Annotated in this window: 16 protein-coding genes and 1 pseudogene; 10 read left to right on the forward strand and 7 right to left on the reverse strand. The window is 35.2% G+C overall.

Annotation, left to right across the window (positions count from 1 at the left end; translation table 11 throughout):
* Positions 1 to 139: 139 nt before the first annotated feature.
* The 3 genes from MKY08_RS10105 to MKY08_RS10115 are packed head-to-tail and all read right to left on the reverse strand — an operon-like array spanning position 140 to position 2,308.
* Positions 140 to 262 carry a zinc ribbon domain-containing protein gene (locus MKY08_RS10105; protein WP_256093206.1) on the reverse strand — a complete coding sequence of 41 codons (123 nt, stop codon included), beginning with the start codon at positions 260 to 262 and terminating at the stop codon, positions 140 to 142.
* A gap of 35 nt (positions 263 to 297) precedes the next feature.
* Positions 298 to 1,245 carry a hypothetical protein gene (locus MKY08_RS10110; protein WP_069512682.1) on the reverse strand — a complete coding sequence of 316 codons (948 nt, stop codon included), beginning with the start codon at positions 1,243 to 1,245 and terminating at the stop codon, positions 298 to 300.
* Positions 1,232 to 2,308, reverse strand: coding sequence for an arginase family protein (locus tag MKY08_RS10115; RefSeq protein ID WP_069512681.1), 1,077 nt, complete (start codon positions 2,306 to 2,308; stop codon positions 1,232 to 1,234). The genes MKY08_RS10110 and MKY08_RS10115 overlap by 14 nt, the downstream gene beginning before the upstream one ends.
* Before the next feature lie 1,229 nt (positions 2,309 to 3,537).
* Here MKY08_RS10115 and MKY08_RS10120 point away from each other — a divergent pair.
* Positions 3,538 to 3,814, forward strand: a pseudogene (locus tag MKY08_RS10120) (IS3 family transposase); the annotation flags it as partial.
* Positions 3,815 to 4,009: 195 nt separating this feature from the next.
* Here the strand turns inward: MKY08_RS10120 and MKY08_RS10125 are convergent.
* Positions 4,010 to 4,612, reverse strand: a complete 603-nt coding sequence (locus tag MKY08_RS10125) for a LysE/ArgO family amino acid transporter (protein ID WP_069512679.1) — start codon at positions 4,610 to 4,612, stop codon at positions 4,010 to 4,012.
* A gap of 105 nt (positions 4,613 to 4,717) precedes the next feature.
* Here MKY08_RS10125 and MKY08_RS10130 point away from each other — a divergent pair, with 105 nt between their 5' ends.
* Complete coding sequence (locus tag MKY08_RS10130) at positions 4,718 to 6,157, forward strand: PLP-dependent aminotransferase family protein (protein ID WP_069512678.1); 1,440 nt, start codon at positions 4,718 to 4,720, stop codon at positions 6,155 to 6,157.
* Positions 6,158 to 7,054: 897 nt separating this feature from the next.
* On the opposite strand, the gene MKY08_RS10135 is transcribed toward MKY08_RS10130, so the two are convergent.
* Positions 7,055 to 7,795 (reverse strand): hypothetical protein, encoded by a 741-nt coding sequence (locus tag MKY08_RS10135; protein WP_069512677.1) that lies wholly within the window; start codon positions 7,793 to 7,795, stop codon positions 7,055 to 7,057.
* Positions 7,796 to 7,945: 150 nt separating this feature from the next.
* Between MKY08_RS10135 and MKY08_RS10140 the strand changes: the two genes are divergently transcribed.
* Positions 7,946 to 8,182 (forward strand): hypothetical protein, encoded by a 237-nt coding sequence (locus MKY08_RS10140; RefSeq protein ID WP_069512676.1) that lies wholly within the window; start codon positions 7,946 to 7,948, stop codon positions 8,180 to 8,182.
* 50 nt (positions 8,183 to 8,232) lie between these two features.
* On the opposite strand, the gene MKY08_RS10145 is transcribed toward MKY08_RS10140, so the two are convergent.
* The gene (locus MKY08_RS10145) at positions 8,233 to 9,384 is read right to left on the reverse strand and encodes an MFS transporter (protein WP_069512675.1); all 1,152 of its coding nucleotides are present in this window, start codon (positions 9,382 to 9,384) and stop codon (positions 8,233 to 8,235) included.
* A 98-nt stretch (positions 9,385 to 9,482) separates the two neighbouring features.
* Between MKY08_RS10145 and yeiL the strand changes: the two genes are divergently transcribed.
* The gene (gene yeiL / locus MKY08_RS10150; protein WP_069512674.1) at positions 9,483 to 10,148 is read left to right on the forward strand and encodes a transcriptional regulator YeiL; all 666 of its coding nucleotides are present in this window, start codon (positions 9,483 to 9,485) and stop codon (positions 10,146 to 10,148) included.
* On the opposite strand, the gene MKY08_RS10155 is transcribed toward yeiL, so the two are convergent.
* Positions 10,142 to 10,483 carry a hypothetical protein gene (locus MKY08_RS10155; RefSeq protein WP_069512673.1) on the reverse strand — a complete coding sequence of 114 codons (342 nt, stop codon included), beginning with the start codon at positions 10,481 to 10,483 and terminating at the stop codon, positions 10,142 to 10,144. The two genes, yeiL and MKY08_RS10155, sit on opposite strands and share 7 nt — an antisense overlap.
* Before the next feature lie 281 nt (positions 10,484 to 10,764).
* On the opposite strand from MKY08_RS10155, the gene MKY08_RS10160 reads away from it, so the two are divergent.
* The 6 genes from MKY08_RS10160 (at position 10,765) to MKY08_RS10185 (ending at position 19,053) form a co-directional block, all read left to right on the forward strand.
* On the forward strand, positions 10,765 to 11,745 hold the full coding sequence (locus MKY08_RS10160; protein WP_069512672.1) for a diaminopimelate dehydrogenase: 981 nt from the start codon (positions 10,765 to 10,767) through the stop codon (positions 11,743 to 11,745).
* Positions 11,746 to 11,972: 227 nt separating this feature from the next.
* Positions 11,973 to 15,161 (forward strand): BTAD domain-containing putative transcriptional regulator, encoded by a 3,189-nt coding sequence (locus MKY08_RS10165; RefSeq protein WP_069512671.1) that lies wholly within the window; start codon positions 11,973 to 11,975, stop codon positions 15,159 to 15,161.
* Positions 15,162 to 15,233: 72 nt separating this feature from the next.
* A complete protein-coding gene (locus tag MKY08_RS10170) occupies positions 15,234 to 16,064 on the forward strand; it encodes an alpha/beta hydrolase (RefSeq protein WP_069512670.1) in 831 nt (276 codons plus the stop codon).
* Between the two features lie 185 nt (positions 16,065 to 16,249).
* On the forward strand, positions 16,250 to 17,482 hold the full coding sequence (locus tag MKY08_RS10175; RefSeq protein ID WP_069512669.1) for a substrate-binding domain-containing protein: 1,233 nt from the start codon (positions 16,250 to 16,252) through the stop codon (positions 17,480 to 17,482).
* A gap of 112 nt (positions 17,483 to 17,594) precedes the next feature.
* The gene (locus MKY08_RS10180) at positions 17,595 to 18,371 is read left to right on the forward strand and encodes an ABC transporter ATP-binding protein (protein WP_069512668.1); all 777 of its coding nucleotides are present in this window, start codon (positions 17,595 to 17,597) and stop codon (positions 18,369 to 18,371) included.
* Complete coding sequence (locus MKY08_RS10185; RefSeq protein ID WP_069512667.1) at positions 18,346 to 19,053, forward strand: ABC transporter ATP-binding protein; 708 nt, start codon at positions 18,346 to 18,348, stop codon at positions 19,051 to 19,053. The genes MKY08_RS10180 and MKY08_RS10185 overlap by 26 nt, the downstream gene beginning before the upstream one ends.

The raw sequence follows: 19,053 nt of genomic DNA on the forward strand, positions 1-19,053 counted from the left end.
TTAACGCTTGAAGTGAACGCTTCTTGGGGATAGAGTATACTTGCAAGTGTGTGTCTTTACTTGCAGTGGTGTCTCTTATTTCCTAAGCTATTCCCGTAGTTACTATTTCTAGCTAAGCGAATGCTTTTATTCTTAGACCTCAGTCAGAATATTGATACTTGCCTTTTATATCGCAGTCATGATAAGCATGACAAATAGGACAAGTCCATTCTTGAATTTCGAACGGTTTCTTGCTGTCTTTGTATCCACATGCTGAACAGATTTGACTAGCTGAATTAAGTTAAAATAATCTGCTGTTTAATAATCTAATTTGTATACATTTCCTGTAGTTAAATCTAATCCTAAGCCATTATTACTTCGCCAATCAATCGATGGACTATTTGTCATTGAATTTTTTATTTCTATCCAACTATTCACATAAAGATGATGCCTATACCAAAATCTCCATAATTCAGGATGATTGATTAGTGTGTTTCTAAAAATGGTGTAAATTTCATTTACAGATTGCTCAAAGTTCTCTTTCCTAAAGTATCTTAGATTCTCAGCTTTCAAACGAGGTTCTCCATCCGAATTTAAATCTGCCATTACAAGACACAGTGGCTTTTTAGTTAACTGCAGCAATCGGAAAATACCGCTTCTTAACCTTATTAATGATGTAATGTGTTGAACTTCAATTGGTTTTGAATCTTCACCAGCTCCTGTATTTCCATCTAAATATAATAGAAATGAGCCTCCTTGTTTAAGTAAGCGAAGCAACTTTAACCCACTTATATTTTCCTCTGCTATTATGTAACTTATATTATTCTCTTGCTTAATTTCATTCCACTTTGTTAATTCTAATTCACTATTATAAGATTCTCTGTCTACTACAATATCCAATGAAAAATTGTTACCTTTATTCAAAGATTTTGTTAACTCAAGAGGCACGTGACGGTAATGGCCAAAATGAAAAGTAGCAAAAATCCCGCCTTTTTCGAAGCAAGAAATAATATTCTCCATACCTATTTTTTCCTTGAATCCCGAAAAAGCAAATGGCTCCTGTCTTAAGTAGTTTTGTACTTCATTATTAAAGCGATACTTTTCCCATACTTGTAATATTTTTAATTTATCATATTGTAATAAAGGTTGTAGTTCTTTTGATAAATTTACTAATGCTATAAAATTATCAAAATCTGATCCATATATCGATTCCTCACTTAATTTCAGCATACAATAATGTTGAATTTGATTTTCACTTTTTATCATGACTACTTTTCATCTCCCTTTTAGTTAACCCTTCCAGTAGATATAATAAAATATGAAGAACCGAATCATATTGTTCAGGCTCACCTCCTGATTGTCCTTCGACTATATATACTGCTTTTATGGATGGTACAATTTTAAATATTTCCTGTATCATATTGATAACTTCTTGTAATTTTGGTCCTTCAATTTTTGGAAAATCTACTAAAGGGAAATCTCTAGGTTCTAATACATCAACATCGAATGAAACATACCCAATTATTTCATCTCCAGTATTTAATAATTCAGATACAATTGAATGAAGCTTATCTAAATCAGAAAAATTGAGTTGAAAAAGTTTAGGGTGATTATAATATTGCCCTAATGATCTCAGTCCTCTAACACCTATTTGAATGATTCCAGCAACCAATTCCTCTTGTAATAAAAAACGAACAAAATTGCTATGACAAATCTCTTTATCCATTTTTAAAATATCCGATCCGCAGTCGTGATGAGCATCAAATTGAATAATAAGTATTCTTTTCGATAATATCTTTGTTAGATTTCTTACAAGAGTATATGTGATTGAATGATCTCCACCTACTACACAAAATTTTGTTTTTTGTGGTTCTATGTAGTTCAATACTTGGAATATTTGGTGATTAGTTTCTTCAAAACTATCATTAACTATTGATAAATCACCATGATCGACTAACAAACAATTTTTCATCAAATATTTATCTCTTAAATAATCATAAATACCTGAAGTTTGTTCATTATATTCATCTAAATATATTGGAAGTCGTAGGCTCGATTCCCTTAAAGCAGCAGCAAAATTTTTCACTTTTGAATTACTTTTATTAGACCCTTTACTAAAGGGGATTCCGAATAAATGAACATTCCCTAATTTTTTTAATGGGTAGGAAAAGAAGGCTTTATCCACGGAGGTAAAGAAATTCATTTCTTCTTTATCTGTATTTTCTGTATGATAAATTTCAGATTCCCAAAATAAGGAATTGTTCTCGTTTGTTAAAAGAATTTTGGAATTACCATATCTTACTTTATATTTTTTATGAGTTGTTTCCATATTCAACGCTCCTATATTTACTTATTTTTCTGAAAATTTTATATAGTAATAGCGCGGGTAAAATCATAATAATTAATGTATTATTGAATGAACTATCGAATAGTACAAATAAATATTGCCATGTGAGGTAGATTGATATAAGGATAGATAAAATAAATAGCAAATAAAAGAAAATAATAGAACCTTTTATATTTTTAAATAGTGGCAATAAATAATATCCGTCTAACGGTTTTAAAGGCAAAATATTAATTAAAATTGCCGGTATATGAATAACAGCAACTATTTTTATGAATAAGTTATAGTTTTGTAACAAAATCAATATGGAAAGCGTTAGTTGCAATATGACCCCAGAGAGCGTTATGATGCAATTTTCAAAATTGCTTATTTTCCTTCCAAAACTGAAAGTAGTACAAGGGTTAACATTTTTAATATTTAGTATAATTCTTGTTTGTGTTGCTCCAAGAAGTTTTGCAGCAATAAAATGTCCAAATTCATGAACATATAGACTTAAATACGTATATAAATTAAAAACTATAAAGAATAAAAATAGATAAAATAATATCATTTTCCTCAACCTTCAAAGAAAATCATTTGTAATTTACTTTTCCTAATAAAAACTCAAACGTAAAGTAAAACACAAAGAGCGAATAATATTCGTTCTTTGTGTCTTAAAACTAGCATCGAATAACAGTAATCTTGTCACCGTTACGAACTTCTTCAAACTTTACTAATTCTTCTGAAGAAATAGGTTGTAAGTTGCTCATTTCTATATCCCTCCCTCTTATAATAATTTAAGTGTAAAACAATAAGTCAGATTATTATAAAAATTATAATATTTTAAAACTAGATAATTACATGAAAAGTGGGGATAGCATCCTCTAAATGTAGAAAAGTAATAAATACTAAGCTCTAATTAAAGCTGTTGAAGATACTTAAATTTAATAAAACTAAGTTAAGTAAAAGAAATATTTTTTCATATATTAGAATTCACTAGTATATATACGCCCAGATAATTTTAAATAAAATAGAGATGATTTTCACAAAGCTTACACCACATATGTAGATTTCCATGATTGTTAAAATAAACGTTTCAATTCAATATATAGTTTCCGTTAGATTTATAAGCAGTAGTGTTTTTGTTAGCAACAGCCTTTACGTTAGCTAATAAAATGCACTACTATTTAAATTATTTATAATTCAAAATAACCAATGTGGCTTCATAATTTCTATGGCATTATCAAATGAAACAATACGCTCACACATTAATAAAACATGGTATTATCCAAAGTATGTTACGTAAAGGTAATTGTAAGGATAACGCAGTTATGAGAATTTCTTTGGTCTCTTGAAATCAGAATTACTTTACTTCAAGAGTTTGAAAGTATGGAACACTTTAAGGAAGAACTTGAACAATACATTGAATACTACAATCACAAACGAATTAAGGCAAAATTAAAAGGATTAAGTCCCGTACAATACCGAACTCAATCCTTACAAGCTTCTTAACTAAATAAAGTGTCTAACTTTTTGGGTTCACTCCATAACGGGTGGTCTTAATGAAAATTAAAGAAGTATCATAGGCGACTTGGAGCGATCAACATTATAAATATGAATATCTTTATTAAAAGATAAGCTCATTATAACGTAATTCATAAAACGCAAAACGTTGATCAATCAATGAAATCTAAATTATGTACTAGATTAAAGTAAACCTCTCAGTAAATAAATAGCAGTTGCCCAAATAAAGATTGCTGAACATTTATTGAAGAAATTCATCAGCTTGCCGGAGCCATCAAGCTTTTTGAAAGAAGCACCGGCCAATATTAGACCGAAAAACCACAACCACGAAATGAGCACACATGCAATAGTAAAGAGTACTTGTGCTGTGCCATTATATTTTAATGCGCTGGTGCCAATTACACCAATTGTATCTAAAATAGCATGTGGATTTAATAAGGATACGGACAGCGCGAATAAAACTTGTTTTTTAACGGGCAATGTTTCGCTCTTTTGAGTAGTTGTCGAATTCGAGCGCCAAATGCTATAGCCCATATATAAAAGGAATACAATTCCGACGCCCATTAAGACAAGCCGTAGCCATTCAAATTGCAAAACAATAACGGATAACCCAAAAACAGCAAGCAAAATTAATAAAGTATCGCATAGTGCCGCTGTAATAGCAGCTGGTAGGGCTAATATTAAACGTTGTTGCGTAGCACCCTGTGAAAAAACGAAGACGTTTTGTACACCTAAAGGTAAAATAAGTCCAAATGCTAAAATCATACCATGCAGAAATGCCTCCAATGACAATCCCTCCTTTCCATTCCATTCACATTCTACCTGTGCTATAACTAAAAGAAAACGACCAATTGGATGGTATTTTACCCACCCAATTTACGAGGTGAACATATGAACTGGCAACCAACTCGACAAGGAAATCGTACATTACAACAACAAATTGTAACATGGATTACAGAGCGCATTGAACGAGGGGATTGGGTTGCAGGAACAAAGTTACCAACGCAAAGGCAACTCGCAATGCAATTAGGGGTTAACCGCAGTACAGTGCAGCAAGCACTAGAGGAATTAAAGGCAGCGGGCATACTAGAAACGACGATAGGCTCAGGAATTTATGTTGCTAATACTTCTTGGCATTCATTAATTAAACAAAGGCAACCGAATTGGCAGACGTACATAGAAACAAGTCTCCACAAACCAAATTATCATACGATTCAATTAATCAACGAATATGAGCAACGGGACAATATTATTCGCTTAGGAACAGGGGAGTTAGCACCAAGCTTATTACCTACTAGTGAAATCGAGGCATCCTTAAAGGAAATCTCCTTACTACCGAAAGTGTTAGGTTATTCATCTCCGCAAGGTAACAAGCAACTGCGGGAAGCAATTTGCCAATATGTACAAAAAAGAGGCATACAGGCACAACCTGAAAATGTCTGCATTGTTTCGGGTGGACTACAAGCATTACAGCTTATTGCAGTTGGTTTGCTAGAGCAAGGTTCCATCGTATTTCAGGAACAAACATCTTATTTAAATTCTGTTCATCCATTCCAATCTGTTGGGATGCAAATGGTGGCGATTGACCGAGATGAAGGGCTTGCCCAAACATTAGTGCACAAGAAAAGAAAAAGGCAGGCTGTTTTTTATGTTGTTCCTACGTTAAATAATCCAACTGGTGGCGTATGGACATCGTTAGAAAAAAAGCAACTCTACAAGGCTTGTAAACAATGCCGCATTCCCATTATTGAAGATGATGTCTATCATGAATTGCTTTTCAATGAAGGATCCCCATCTATAAAATCACTGGATGATAGCGGACAAGTTTTATATATCGGCAGTGTTTCCAAAACACTAAGTCCTGGACTGCGCATTGGTTGGTTAATTGGACCAACAACAGTAATTGAACGCTTAGCGGATATTAAAATGCAAACAGACTATGGTTCAAGTGCAATCTCCCAAGAAATCGTCTTGCATTGGCTACGTACAGGAAAGTACGAATGTCATATAGTTGGTTTACGACAAGCGCTTCAGCAGCGCGCAAACTTTGTTGAACAGTTATTACATGAAAAAATAAAAGACATTGCGAGTTGGGAACAATCAAAAGGCGGATTTTATATTTGGCTAAAATTTCACGCACCGATCGTAGATAAAGCATTTTTTATAAAGTTATTGCAGTACAATGTTCTGATAAACCCAGGCTATATCTATGACGCGCAAGATGCACAGCATATTCGACTTTCTTATGCGTATGCAACACCAGAAGAATTGCAATATGGAATAGAGATGTTGGTTCAAGTAGCTAAGTCGCATTCAAAAAACGGGGAGTAATTTACTAAAATTGATAGTTGAAACAATAAAAAGCGTTTTGCATTTATAAAAAAAGATACAAAACGCTTTCAATTATAATCATCCACTTTGGATTGACATCTGCTACTCTAGTAGATTATCTGTTATCCAAGCGGACCTAAATCGTAAGCTGTTGAAGGGTTTAAAAATAGATTTCATATTAAATCCTCCTTAAAATTGAATAATATATAATTAATTTTATAAAAATTTGGCTTGAAATCAATTTTTTATTAATTTTTTCGTGTTTGAGGCAGGGACAAAAAACTAATGGATAATGTAAGTGCTGCTGTAAAACATTATAAGTAATCAAGCGTCAGAAATAATTATAATGCAACTTGTAAATTTTTAATAAAATTACATTTTTACAAAAAATACCTCTATCCTTGATATAATTGACGTTATTTGTCATGATATACAAATGATAGAATAATTATTGCCGTTTTTTGAGAGTTAACACCGTCGATTGTTGGTGTATAAATGGTATTGATTTTGACGTTTGGAAATGTTAATTTGTACTTGCTCGGGCATATCTTTATTTTCTATCGGATAGAGAGGAGTGGTTATTTTGATGAAACTAATCATTAAAATACTTATAACGTTGTTGGGTGCAGTGTTAATTTTTACAGACCTAAAAGAAAATAACACATGGTTACTTATTTTTTGTATTGCAGTCGCGTTATATATGACCTTCGAAGGGTTTTTTTACAAAAAGAAAAATCCTCAATAATGCCAAGGAGTGTTAATAATGATATTAATAAAAAAAGGTATAGGATATACAGTAATTACGTCTATGTTGTTTGCAGGAGTTACTTTACCATTCGATAGCTAGTGATAAGATACGTATGTACAGAAAAAAAGCCCTATATAGGCTTTTTTTATTTACAATTTAGTTTTCACAGCAACTAACCACCCATCTAATTTACCGTTAACATGTGTAGGATACATTGTTGTAACAGAAGTTTCTGACATAAACTGTCCGTGAAGCAAGTTACGTATTTTACCTATTGATTTTCTTACTTTTGGATCAAACCGCCAATAACCTGAATAGCCGGGTTCTATTGTCATTGTGTGTGAAGATTTAATACTTCTAGAGTTTGAAAAAGTATATGAAACTCCGTTCTCTATTGATCGAAGTTGCAAATGAGTAAGGCTCGTACTAGTAGAAAAAGTTTCTGTATATTCGTAAGAGAGAGTAAAAGTATCAGAACCAGGTCCTGGATTTTCTTGAATTATACTAGCGCGTTTTCCAAATATCCTTGTTTCGTAGTTACTAAATTTATTGTAAATATGGCTCCAAGCAACAGCGAAAGGAGAAATTTTCGGAATAGGTTCTTCTTGCGTATTCGAGAATTCATTTTTATCATTTTCTTCCATTATAATAAACTCTTCAACAGAAATAGATTCAACTACTTTTCCGCCTTCAACCCTGTATATCTCGTCGATATAACCATTTTCTCTTATATCAAAGTATTTAAGGGTTTCCATATCATATAAAATATTTGGGTTTGTAGTTTGACGCATATTTTGTAATGGACTATCGTTTCCTGAAGCTGAGACAGTAAGTGCTGTAGTAGAAAATACTGCAAAAGCTAGTAATAAGGTCAAAATAGTAGATTTCATATATTTTCCTCCCTTAAATTGATTAATATATAAATAATTTTAAGAAAAATCAGAGTAATTTCAACTTTTTTTTTTGAATATTTCGTGTATATTGTTTTTAAAAAAGTAAAAATAATATACACTTTTCTAAACATTGAAAGGGAGGATACTATGGAAGACAAAATTGTAGGTTGCCTGTTTTTAATTATTGCAGCTATTTTAATTTCAACTCAGTATATTGTTACGGCTATCAGTGTCTCAAATTTAACGTATGTAGGTCAGGATACTTTCTATAATTCTTTTTTTGATTCTGGCTATGTATTATTTCTTTTCAGTATCGTTTTCTTTATCTTAGGCATTCTTTTATTGGTTAGAGGGTTTACTTCCCATTCAATCAATAAAAAATAGTTTACATAATAAACCCCAATGGTAATCAAACCATTGGGGTTATTCTAATTTTAGTACTGGAATTTATTACGAGTAGCTAGCAATATACCAATAGCTGGTACTGTACAAATCAGCATTGCAGCAAAGGCGAGACTAGGGGATATTTCGTATAAATAGCCGCCTAAAAATGTGAGAATGGCAGTGCTTAAACCCATTGCCAGTGCTGAATATAAGCCTTGTGCATTAGGAATTTGTTCCTTCGGTAAGTTCTTTGTTAAATAGCCGATAAAGGCAAAGTGTGCTAATGCAAATGATAAGGCATGTAATACTTGTGAGCCGATAAATACCCAAACGTTTGGAAAAAGGAAGATGAGTAACCAACGTAACGATGATCCACTAGCTGCTAAGAGTAATAGTGAAGAGGAGCGCCATTTCGTAAACAGTGTATCAGCTTTCATGAAATATAAAATTTCACAAACAACTGCAATGTTAATAATCATCCCCATATAGAATGGATCGACGTGTAAATCTTCTAAATAGATATAGCCATAACTATAGTAGGATGCATGGGCACCTTGTAATAAAATAACGATCAATAATACAATCGGAAACCCTTTAATACTCCATAATGTTTTCATTGATAGTGATTTTGCACGTTGTTCTTTCGTAGGTACAATAAGCAATTCTTTTGGTGTTGCCATTTGTTGCATGAATAACATCCCGATAATCCCTAAAATCATGCTCCAAAAAATAATATCCTTCCCAAAAACACCTGTTAACATACTAATAATAAGTACAGCGATAACAAAGCCAAAAGAGCCGTATGAGCGACTTTTACCGTAATGGACATTGCCATATTGTACAAGCGTTGCCGCACTACTTTCCACAGCAGGCAATAGAGCAGGGTAAAAAATACTAAATAAAATGGTAACGAAAAGAAGAGCGATAAAACTTGTGCTTGGAATATAAAGTAAAGCTGTCAGCAATGCACCAATTGCTAATATCGTAATCAGTCGTTTATTGTGCACATATTTTGCAAGGATTGGAAAGAAAAATAGATTCGATGTTGCCCGTGCTAAAAGACCGCAGCCCATTACAACACTTGCTTGAGATACAGTAAGGTGCTTTGCATCGACTAACCAACCTGTCCAATAAGGTAAGAAAATACCCCATGTAATAAAAAAAGCAAAGAAATTTTGAGAAAGCCATCGTTGATTGTTCATAAAATTTGGTACCTCCATTTAACTATGTTGAATAATAGCACGTTCCTCGCTACAATAATGTGAGATATCTCATACTTTTGAACAGGAGTCCATAAAAAATGCAAAAACTTACAGGTGAAGAACGTTCCTACTATATAGAAAACTTTCAAATTGAAGATTTTTTTTCGTTTGATATACATCCTTATATAGAAATATGTAAATTTGACAAAGGGGAATGGATTTTTAAAGAAGGGTCTTTTCCAGATACGATGTACTATATGATGGAAGGCAAAGCAAAGTTGTATATGACACATAAAAATGGAAAGGTATCGCTGATTGAATATATAGAAGCGCCATGTTTTATGGGAGAAATTGAATTGCTGAATGAGGCGAGGTATACAAAGGGGATTCAAACGGTGACAGAGACAATCTGTTTATCCATTGCGACGCAGGGATGTAAAGACATGTTATTAGCAGATGCGCCGTTTTTACGTCGATTATGTGTCTTTTTAGGGGAAAAAGCTTCCAAAATGACGTCTAAGTATACGCAAAATCAGGCTTATCCACTGGAAAATCGGTTAGCTGCCTTTATCCAGCTATCATCTGACAAAGGCATTTATAAAGAAAAACATACAGAGATTTGTGAATACTTGGGGGTCTCTTACCGGCATTTATTATATGTTCTTGCTCAATTTTGTGAAGCTAACATTTTAGAAAAGAAAAAGAACGGCTATCATATTATGGATGAGGCACGTCTGATGCAATTAGCGCAAGAAATTCAATAATAATGATGGCGTTTGAGTCTTGCTCTGTTGTACTCACTTTTTTTAACGAGCCAGCGAGCTATTTGTTTTTCACTATGGCAGCAGGTACGAAATTTGTAACCATTCTTTATTACACTGTTAGGAAGGTCATTTAACGGTGCTAAAGGCATATTCATAAAATAAGCTACTTTTAGTGCCGTTTGGTGATTCATGAGGTTTTTTGCCGTACATTTTATGTTTGTTGCAATGGGAATTCTCAATTGTCTAACGAATACCGAGTTCGATTGCTGTTTGGCTTGTTGCTCGTTTTTTAGAAAAACCTTCGTTGTACTAGGTGAGAAACCATAACCTTTCATTCATCATGCCCCCTTCGTCGTTATTTATATTGTACAAGACCTAGCGAGTAAAAAGTCTTGATTTACATGGCTTTTACGAAAACTTAAAAGTTCGACTTTTTTTTAGTAAATTGTAACCGTATTCATGCCATATATGTATAGAAATCATAGAAAACTTGTATAATTTCTAGAGAAAAACACGTACTCAAACTATTGTGAATTTTTCTAACTCAAAGTATTATTGTAAGTAGAATTAACGTGAAAGGTTTCACATTGTCACGTTAACGTGAGGAGGAATTTTAATGAGTGCAATTCGAGTAGGTATTGTCGGTTATGGAAATTTAGGGCGCGGTGTTGAATTCGCTATTTCACAAAATCCAGATATGGAATTAGTAGCAGTATTCACACGTCGTGATCCTTCAACAGTGAGCGTTGCAAGTAACGCGAGCGTATATTTAGTAGATGATGCTGAAAAATTTCAAGATGACATTGATGTAATGATTTTATGTGGTGGCTCTGCAACGGATTTACCTGAGCAAGGTCCACACTTTGCGCAATGGTTTAATACAATTGATAGTTTTGATACTCATGCGAAAATTCCAGAGTTTTTCGAAGCGGTTGACGCTGCGGCTCAAAAATCTGGCAAAGTATCTGTTATCTCTGTAGGTTGGGATCCAGGTCTATTTTCTTTAAATCGTGTTTTAGGCGAGGCAGTATTACCTGTAGGTACAACGTATACATTCTGGGGTGACGGCTTAAGCCAAGGTCACTCGGATGCAGTTCGTCGTATTGAAGGCGTTAAAAATGCTGTACAGTATACATTACCTATCAAAGATGCTGTAGAACGTGTTCGTAATGGTGAGAATCCAGAGCTTACTACACGTGAAAAGCATGCACGTGAATGCTGGGTAGTGCTTGAAGAAGGCGCAGATGCAGCAAAAGTGGAGCAAGAAATTGTAACAATGCCGAACTATTTCGATGAGTATAACACAACTGTAAACTTTATCTCTGAAGATGAGTTTAATGCCAACCATACAGGCATGCCACATGGTGGCTTCGTTATTCGCAGTGGTGAAAGTGGCGCTAACGATAAACAAATTTTAGAATTCTCGTTAAAACTTGAAAGTAATCCAAACTTCACGTCAAGTGTCCTTGTGGCTTATGCACGTGCAGCACACCGCTTAAGTCAAGCGGGCGAAAAAGGCGCAAAAACAGTATTCGATATTCCATTCGGTCTGTTATCTCCAAAATCAGCTGCACAATTACGTAAGGAACTATTATAAAAATAAAGCTCCAATCCCGATTATCTAGCCATGATAATCGGGATTATTTTATTTCACTAACTTTCGTTCTCTACATAAAATAATAGCTTGTTGTAATATTCATTGGAAATATGCAAAACTACATATAGTATATGGTAAACTGTCAATAATTTAACTATTCAAAAAGAATGGAGCGTAGTCTGTTCCACAACCCGTCTTACCGTTCTTATGGGGAGGTTAGTGTAAAAATGACAGCAGATATTATTATTCAATCGAAATGTATTCCGCCAATTCCATCTAATCACTGTATTCGTCGAGCTGCATTGATGAAAAAGCTAAAAAAAGGTCTTGAACACACCTGTACTTTTATTCATAGTGGTGCTGGTTACGGAAAGACCACAATTCTTGCACAGTTTTTACATGCGGAATCGAGCCCGTTTTCTTGGTATAGTGTTTCCGACGAGGATGATAATATATTACCCTTTCTAAAACATTTACTTTATAGTATTCAACGAGTAATACCGCACTTCGGTGTACAATTTGACAATTGGCATCAAGTATCACGCTTTCCTAAAATTGAAGAATTAAATCGCTGGTATAAGTTATTTGTGAATAGTTTATGTGAGATCGAAGACTCCTTTTTACTTGTTATTGACGACTACCATTTAGTAGACCACGAATTTCATATAAACTATGTAATGGAAAAAATTATTGAATTTTCACCGCCTCATATTCATTTTATGATTGCCTCTAGAACATTACCGAAATGGGATATCATTCGAAAATTAAAAATGCAGATGAAAGCTCATTTTATAACAGAAACGGATTTAGCATTTTCTGCTGAAGAAATTGCTGTGTTTTTTGAAGATTATGGAGCCATACACCTGTCACAAGATGAAATACTAAAAGTATTGGAAATTACAGAAGGTTGGGCAATCTCCATCACATTACTAGCCGAGCAATGGAACAATGAAGCGCTAGACTATTGGTTAACAATCCATTCAAACGATTTGTTTACTTACTTATCGGAGGAAGTTTTCTTCAAGATGCCTAAATTTGAACAAAAGACGTTACTTCAATTAGCGATATTTCCTACTTTTTCCGAAGCGTTAATTGCGCAGTTTTATCAGAGTGAAACCGCTGAGACATTCAAACAGTTGTTGCAAAAACACTTATTTATTCAACCAATGGCTGAGAATGGCTTTTACCGTTTTCATGCTTTATTTCGTCGGTTTTTAGAAATAAAATGGCAGCAAAATCCGCAACAATTTGTTCAATTGCATAAAAAAGCTGCCTTGTTTTACGTTCAAGAAAACGATGTGCATGCTATTTTACATCATGCATTTAAAACAAATGATTTGAACTTTAGTGGCACACTATTGCAAGATTATGCGGAAAATCTAGTAAAAGCTGGTCAGTTTGAATGGCTATTAGAGAAAATTCATCGTTTTTCAACGGAGGAAAAAGTGAAATTTTATCGTCTCTATTTTTTTGAAGGAGAGTGCCATCGGTATCGAGCCTATTATGAAAAGGCTAAATATGCGTATGAACTAGCTGAAAGAATCGCTAAAAGCAATCATGATGTGCTCTATATGACAAAGGCACAGGCTGGATTAGCGCACATTTATCTTGATACAATCCAACCTGCATTAGCAGAACCCTATTTAAAGCGTGCCTTACAATTGGCTCCGGAAGCTGCGTTAAGTGAGGAAGCGCTTTTAGAATTGCAACGTCAGTATGCAGAGAATCTAGTGAATTTAGGAAAGGCAAAAAAGGCTCAACAATTTATAGATGAAGTCAAGTTAAATGAAGCTGTGTTGCATAGGGCAAATGTAGATGTGCGGATTTTATTACGAACGGGTCAACTAGTTGAAGCAAAGAATCTTTTAATTGAAAGATTGGAAATGCCTCCGCAATTAGTAGTTACACATAGGGAAAGTGAACTTTTGGCATCCTTTGTTTTTTCTCTATTAGGTCAAGGTAAAGAAGCGTGGTATACCGCTCAGCATGGCATTCGAAGAGGCGTCCGTGAAAAGTCTATTTTTATTGAGGCAGTAGGCTACAATCGAAAAGCGCATGCCTTGCTATTATTGGATTTTCCGAATTATGCTGGAGCTTGTGAAGCCTATGAGAAGGCGATTACGTTAATGAATACCATTAATATTTCGCGTGTAAAGGCGGAACCTTATATGGGACTTGCCATTGCCAAACATGCACTAGGGGATAACGTTGCTGCCAGAAAATATTTAGCTTTAGGTTTGCAGGAAACGGAGCAAGTACAAGATGCTTGGATGACAGCCCTTATTTTACTTGCTGAAGTGAAGGTAATGATTTCATGTCAGGAGTGGCAAGAAGCCAAACAAATATTAGTGAAGGCACATAAGCTATTTCTTGATTGTGGGGATCAATATGGGGAGATGCATGTTTTTTTCTATCAATCTGTTATTGCCTTGCAAGAGAAAAACGCCAATCTATTTTGTCAATGTTTTCAGCACTTTGCTAGTACTTGTAATGCTAATGGCTATCATTATTTTTTTCAAAGAAAGTCGATTCTTGGCCCAGCGAATTTAATGATTTTTTATGAGCTTTTGCAGTATAGTGAACACTGTGGGCTAGACAATGCCGCAATTCAAACATTGCGAAATGATTTTCAAATGGAAGGCAATATCGTGTATCCTCCAGATGACATACAAGTGAATTTATTTGGTAGTTTAAATTTAATCAGAAATCATCGGAAACTGGGAGATAAAGAATGGCAACGTGAAAAATCGAAGGAGCTCTTTGTTTATTTGTATTGTCATCGCCAACGGTATACGCCTAAAGAGGAAATTGCGCATGCGTTATGGCCAGAACGTTCTGTGGAGACAGTAGATCGTGATTTTAAAGTTGTTTTAAATACTTTGTTAAAAGTGCTAGAACCAAGGCGGAATGCCCGTCAGGATAGCTTTTTTATTCATCGGAAAAACAATATGTATCAGCTACAGCATATTCAGTTTTTGCATATTGATGTCGAACGATTTTATTATTATTATACGTTAGGGATGGAGGAGTTTGACCCTCATTTTTCGGATGAGTGGCTACAACTAGCTGCGGATAGTTATACAGATGTTCTATATGCAGAAAAAAAGCAAATTGATTGGTTGACGCAAGACCGTGATAAGTTACAGACTTTATATATTGAAGTACTTGAACGATTAGCCCAAAATGCTACGCGCCAACATCATTTTAAACAAGCCATTTTTTATGCGGAGAAAATGATTCAAGAAGATATACTTTGGGAAGAAGGGTATCGTCTTTTAATGTATAGTTATTATCAATTGAATAACCGCTCACAGGCATTAAAATGGTATGAAAGATGTGTACAACAATTACAAACAGAGCTCAAAACCACACCGATGGAATCAACAATGGCTGTGTATGATTTAATAATGGGCTAGCACGTAGAGCTAAAACTGTTAATGTTTATTAAACCATTTCGTATTATACGTTGAATTATTGGAGGAGCCCAAATGCCATTTTGTCAAGTAACGAATGCAACTATTTATTATGAAGAGATAGGTGTAGGACAACCTATTATTATGCTACACGGATTTACTCCCGATCATAGACTGATGAAGGGATGTATGGAGCCGATTTTTACGCAACGAGAGGGCTGGAAACGTATTTATCTTGATTTACCAGGTATGGGTAAAACAAAAGATTATGAACACATCCATAATACAGATGATATGTTAGAAGCAGTAGTAGAATTTATCCAGACAGTTTTGCCGAGTCAATCTTTTGTTATAGCGGGTGAATCTTACGGAGGGTATTTAACAAGAGGGATTCTGCAGAAACTTGAAAATCGTATTTTAGGTGTTGCCTTTGTTTGCCCTATGATTGTTCCCGAAAAACAAGATCGCATTGTGCCAGCACATACGATTGTTGCAACTGATCAACCTTTTTTAGCCACATTGACGAAACAAGAAGTAGAGGATTTCAGCACCCATCAAGTGGTCTTAGATGCATATAACTGGCATCGATATACGAATGAAGTATTAGTTGGCTGTCAACTGGCGGATGAAAACTTTCTTGAAAAAATTCTGCAAAACTATGGGTTTTCCTTTGCTTTAAAGGACATTCTTTTCCAACAACCGAGTCTGTTTTTAATAGGCAAGCAAGATTCGGTCGTCGGCTATCAAGATGCCCTTCACTTGCTTAAATTTTTCCCAAGAGCAACATTTTCCATCTTAGATAGAGCAGGGCATAATCTCCAAATAGAACAATCTCATCTTTTTCATGTGCTTATTAGCGAATGGTTAGATCGAGTAGAAGAAACGAATAGCTCTTTTTTCTTGTAGCGCAAGTACTAGTATAAAAGAGGGGAATGTATAGACATTACTTGAATGAGTTTGGTCATGAGCCAAACTCATTTTTTATTTTCTTTAAATTAATATCCCAAATTTGTAACTGATTTGTAACTGGACTTTTATATAGTAAATGCATGGCGAAGAAAGCGCTTTCTAAAAATGAAAGGGGTTTTTGGATGAAAAAGTATTGGTTATTGTTACTGTTGGCCGTTTTGACTTTGTTGATAGTAGCTTGTAATGGGGAAGGAGCACAAGAAAGTTCCACTGACAGTACTGCTTCAAAGGAAGCGGAAGGTACAGAAGAAGGCGGCACGATTAAAATCGGAGTACTGGCGTCATTGACAGGTGCTTTAGAATCGTACGGAAAGCAAACACAGCGTGGGTTTGACTTAGGTATCGAATATGCAACAAACGGTAGCATGGAGGTAAACGGTAAAAAAATAGAAATTGTCTATGAAGATACAGAAACGAAACCGGAAGTAGCTGTACAAAAGGCTACCAAACTGCTAGAAGATGATAAAGTCGATTTTTTAGTTGGTTCATCTAGCTCTGGTGATACGCTCGCTGTCCTGCCATTAGCAGAGGAATACGAAAAAATTATGGTCGTTGAACCAGCAGTAGCTGATAGTATTACTGGTGCAGAATTTAATGACTATATATTCCGTACAGGGCGAAACTCCTCACAAGATGCATATGCTGCAGCGGCTGCAATCGCTAACAAGGGCGTTAAAATTGCGACGTTTGCTCCTGATTACTCATTCGGCTGGGATGGGGTAAAAGCATTTAAAACAGCGGCGGAAAAACTAGGCGCAAAAATTGTTTTAGAAGAATATGCCGATCCAGCAGCAACGGATTTTACGTCTAATTTGCAAAAAGTGATTGATGCCAAGCCGGATTATTTATTTGTTGTGTGGGCTGGGGCTAACTCGCCTTGGAATCAAATTGCCGATCTTAAAATCCAAGAGAAAGGCATTAAAATTTCTACAGGCGCACCAGATATTATTGCCCTAAAGTTTATGAATCCGCTAATAGGAATGGAAGGGTTCTCGGTTTACTATCATACGTTGCCACAAAATGATGTGAATCAATGGTTAGTTGAAGAGCACCAAAAACGCTTTGATGAAGTGCCAGATTTATTTACACCTGGTGGGATGTCTGCCGCGATTTCGATTGTAGAAGCGTTGAAAAAATCGCAAGGGGACGCGGACGGAAAGAAACTAATTGGCATTATGGAAGGAATGTCATTTGAAACGCCAAAAGGCACAATGACTTTCCGAAAAGAAGATCATCAAGCGTTACAGTCGATGTATTCGATTCGTTTAGAACAACAAGAGGGTGTTGACTATCCAGTGCCCGTGCTAATTCGTGAGCTTAGTCCTGAGGAAACGGCACCACCTATTTCGAATTAGACGATCCTCACTTTACTTGGAGAGACAGAAAAACAATGTCATTCTGTCTCTCTTCATCTCTTCTTTGGAAGAGCAGGTGAAGAGCAATAGAAACATTGGAAAGGAGATTAATATGGAGCCTATTTTGCGAACAGAAAATTTAACGATTCGATTTGGTGGTCATATTGCGGTCGATCATGTGAACTTTACAATGCCAGAAAAACATTTGAAATCCATTATAGGTCCGAATGGGGCAGGCAAAACGACATTCTTTAATCTAATTAGTGGAGAGTTAAAACCCACTGCTGGTGATGTGTATTTTAAAGGACAGTCGCTTGCGCAAGCATCTTCGGTTGAAAGAACACGTATGGGGCTAGGCCGTTCATTTCAAATTACAAATGTTTTTCCAAATTTAACAGTGTTAGAAAATGTACGACTAGCTGTGCAATCTAAAGAAAAAATACGTTATCAAATGTTTCGTCATTTTAAAAGTTATCAAGCAATTACAGAAAAAGCGGAAGAGCTATTGACGCTTGTTTTACTCCATAACAAAAGAGATGCGTTGACAACGATGCTGTCGCATGGGGAAAAACGTAAATTAGAAATTGCGATGTTGCTTGCACTGGATACGGAAATTTTACTGCTAGATGAGCCTACTGCCGGTATGTCATTAGAAGAAGTACCCGCTATTTTAGAAGTAATTCGAACAATTAAAAATAAAGGGGATAAAACCATTTTGTTAATTGAACACAAGATGGATATGATTTTGGATTTGTCTGATTCCATTATGGTGTTATTTAATGGTCAGCTTCTTGCCGATGGAACGCCAGATGCCATTATGCAAAATGAAACTGTACAAAATGCATATTTAGGAGGTCTGTATGATGAACACCTTACTGAAATTACATGATGTTCATACGCATATTGGACAATACCATATTTTGCAAGGTGTGAATTTTGAGGCGATGGAAGGGCAGGTCAGTGTTCTACTAGGGAGAAATGGCGCGGGGAAAACAACCACATTAAAAACGATTATGGGTTTGACACCCGCTTCACAAGGCGATGTTCAATTTCAAATGCAATCGATAAAAAAAAGCCCAACCCACAAAGTGGCGAAATTAGGTATTGGCTATGTACCCGAAAACCAAGGAATTTTTTCCGATTTAACGGTAGAAGAAAATATGAAAGTGGCGATGCGCGAAGAGAATACGGCAGCTATGGAGCGACAGCAGTATGTACTAGAGCTTTTTCCAGATTTAAAGAAATTTTGGAAAAAGGCTGGTGGTCATCTTTCTGGTGGTCAAAAGCAAATGCTATCAATGGCAAGAGCATTTATCAATGATAGTCAATTGATTTTGATTGACGAGCCTTCTAAAGGGCTTGCGCCAATTGTTGTGGAGAAAGTGATGGAAGCCATTGTTGAAATGAAGAAGCAAACGTCCATTGTCCTTGTGGAGCAAAACTTTATGATGGCCAGTCGAATTGGCGATACGTATACATTAATTGATGATGGTAAAACAGTACATTCAGGGAACATGAAAGAGCTTATCCAAAATGAAGAGTTGAAACGTAAATATCTTGGTATCGGATAA

The sequence above is a fragment of the Lysinibacillus sp. FSL M8-0337 genome (assembly GCF_038593855.1).
Classification (GTDB): Bacteria; Bacillota; Bacilli; order Bacillales_A; family Planococcaceae; genus Lysinibacillus; species Lysinibacillus sphaericus_D.

Coding starts and splice junctions, on each gene's coding strand:
- MKY08_RS10110 (WP_069512682.1), bottom strand. CDS start 1,245: ATGATAAAAAGTGAAAATCAAATTCAACATTATTGTATGCTGAAATTA.
- MKY08_RS10115 (WP_069512681.1), bottom strand. CDS start 2,308: ATGGAAACAACTCATAAAAAATATAAAGTAAGATATGGTAATTCCAAA.
- MKY08_RS10130 (WP_069512678.1), top strand. CDS start 4,718: ATGAACTGGCAACCAACTCGACAAGGAAATCGTACATTACAACAACAA.
- MKY08_RS10135 (WP_069512677.1), bottom strand. CDS start 7,795: ATGAAATCTACTATTTTGACCTTATTACTAGCTTTTGCAGTATTTTCT.
- MKY08_RS10140 (WP_069512676.1), top strand. CDS start 7,946: ATGGAAGACAAAATTGTAGGTTGCCTGTTTTTAATTATTGCAGCTATT.
- MKY08_RS10145 (WP_069512675.1), bottom strand. CDS start 9,384: ATGAACAATCAACGATGGCTTTCTCAAAATTTCTTTGCTTTTTTTATT.
- yeiL (WP_069512674.1), top strand. CDS start 9,483: ATGCAAAAACTTACAGGTGAAGAACGTTCCTACTATATAGAAAACTTT.
- MKY08_RS10155 (WP_069512673.1), bottom strand. CDS start 10,483: ATGAAAGGTTATGGTTTCTCACCTAGTACAACGAAGGTTTTTCTAAAA.
- MKY08_RS10160 (WP_069512672.1), top strand. CDS start 10,765: ATGAGTGCAATTCGAGTAGGTATTGTCGGTTATGGAAATTTAGGGCGC.
- MKY08_RS10165 (WP_069512671.1), top strand. CDS start 11,973: ATGACAGCAGATATTATTATTCAATCGAAATGTATTCCGCCAATTCCA.
- MKY08_RS10170 (WP_069512670.1), top strand. CDS start 15,234: ATGCCATTTTGTCAAGTAACGAATGCAACTATTTATTATGAAGAGATA.
- MKY08_RS10175 (WP_069512669.1), top strand. CDS start 16,250: ATGAAAAAGTATTGGTTATTGTTACTGTTGGCCGTTTTGACTTTGTTG.
- MKY08_RS10180 (WP_069512668.1), top strand. CDS start 17,595: ATGGAGCCTATTTTGCGAACAGAAAATTTAACGATTCGATTTGGTGGT.
- MKY08_RS10185 (WP_069512667.1), top strand. CDS start 18,346: ATGAACACCTTACTGAAATTACATGATGTTCATACGCATATTGGACAA.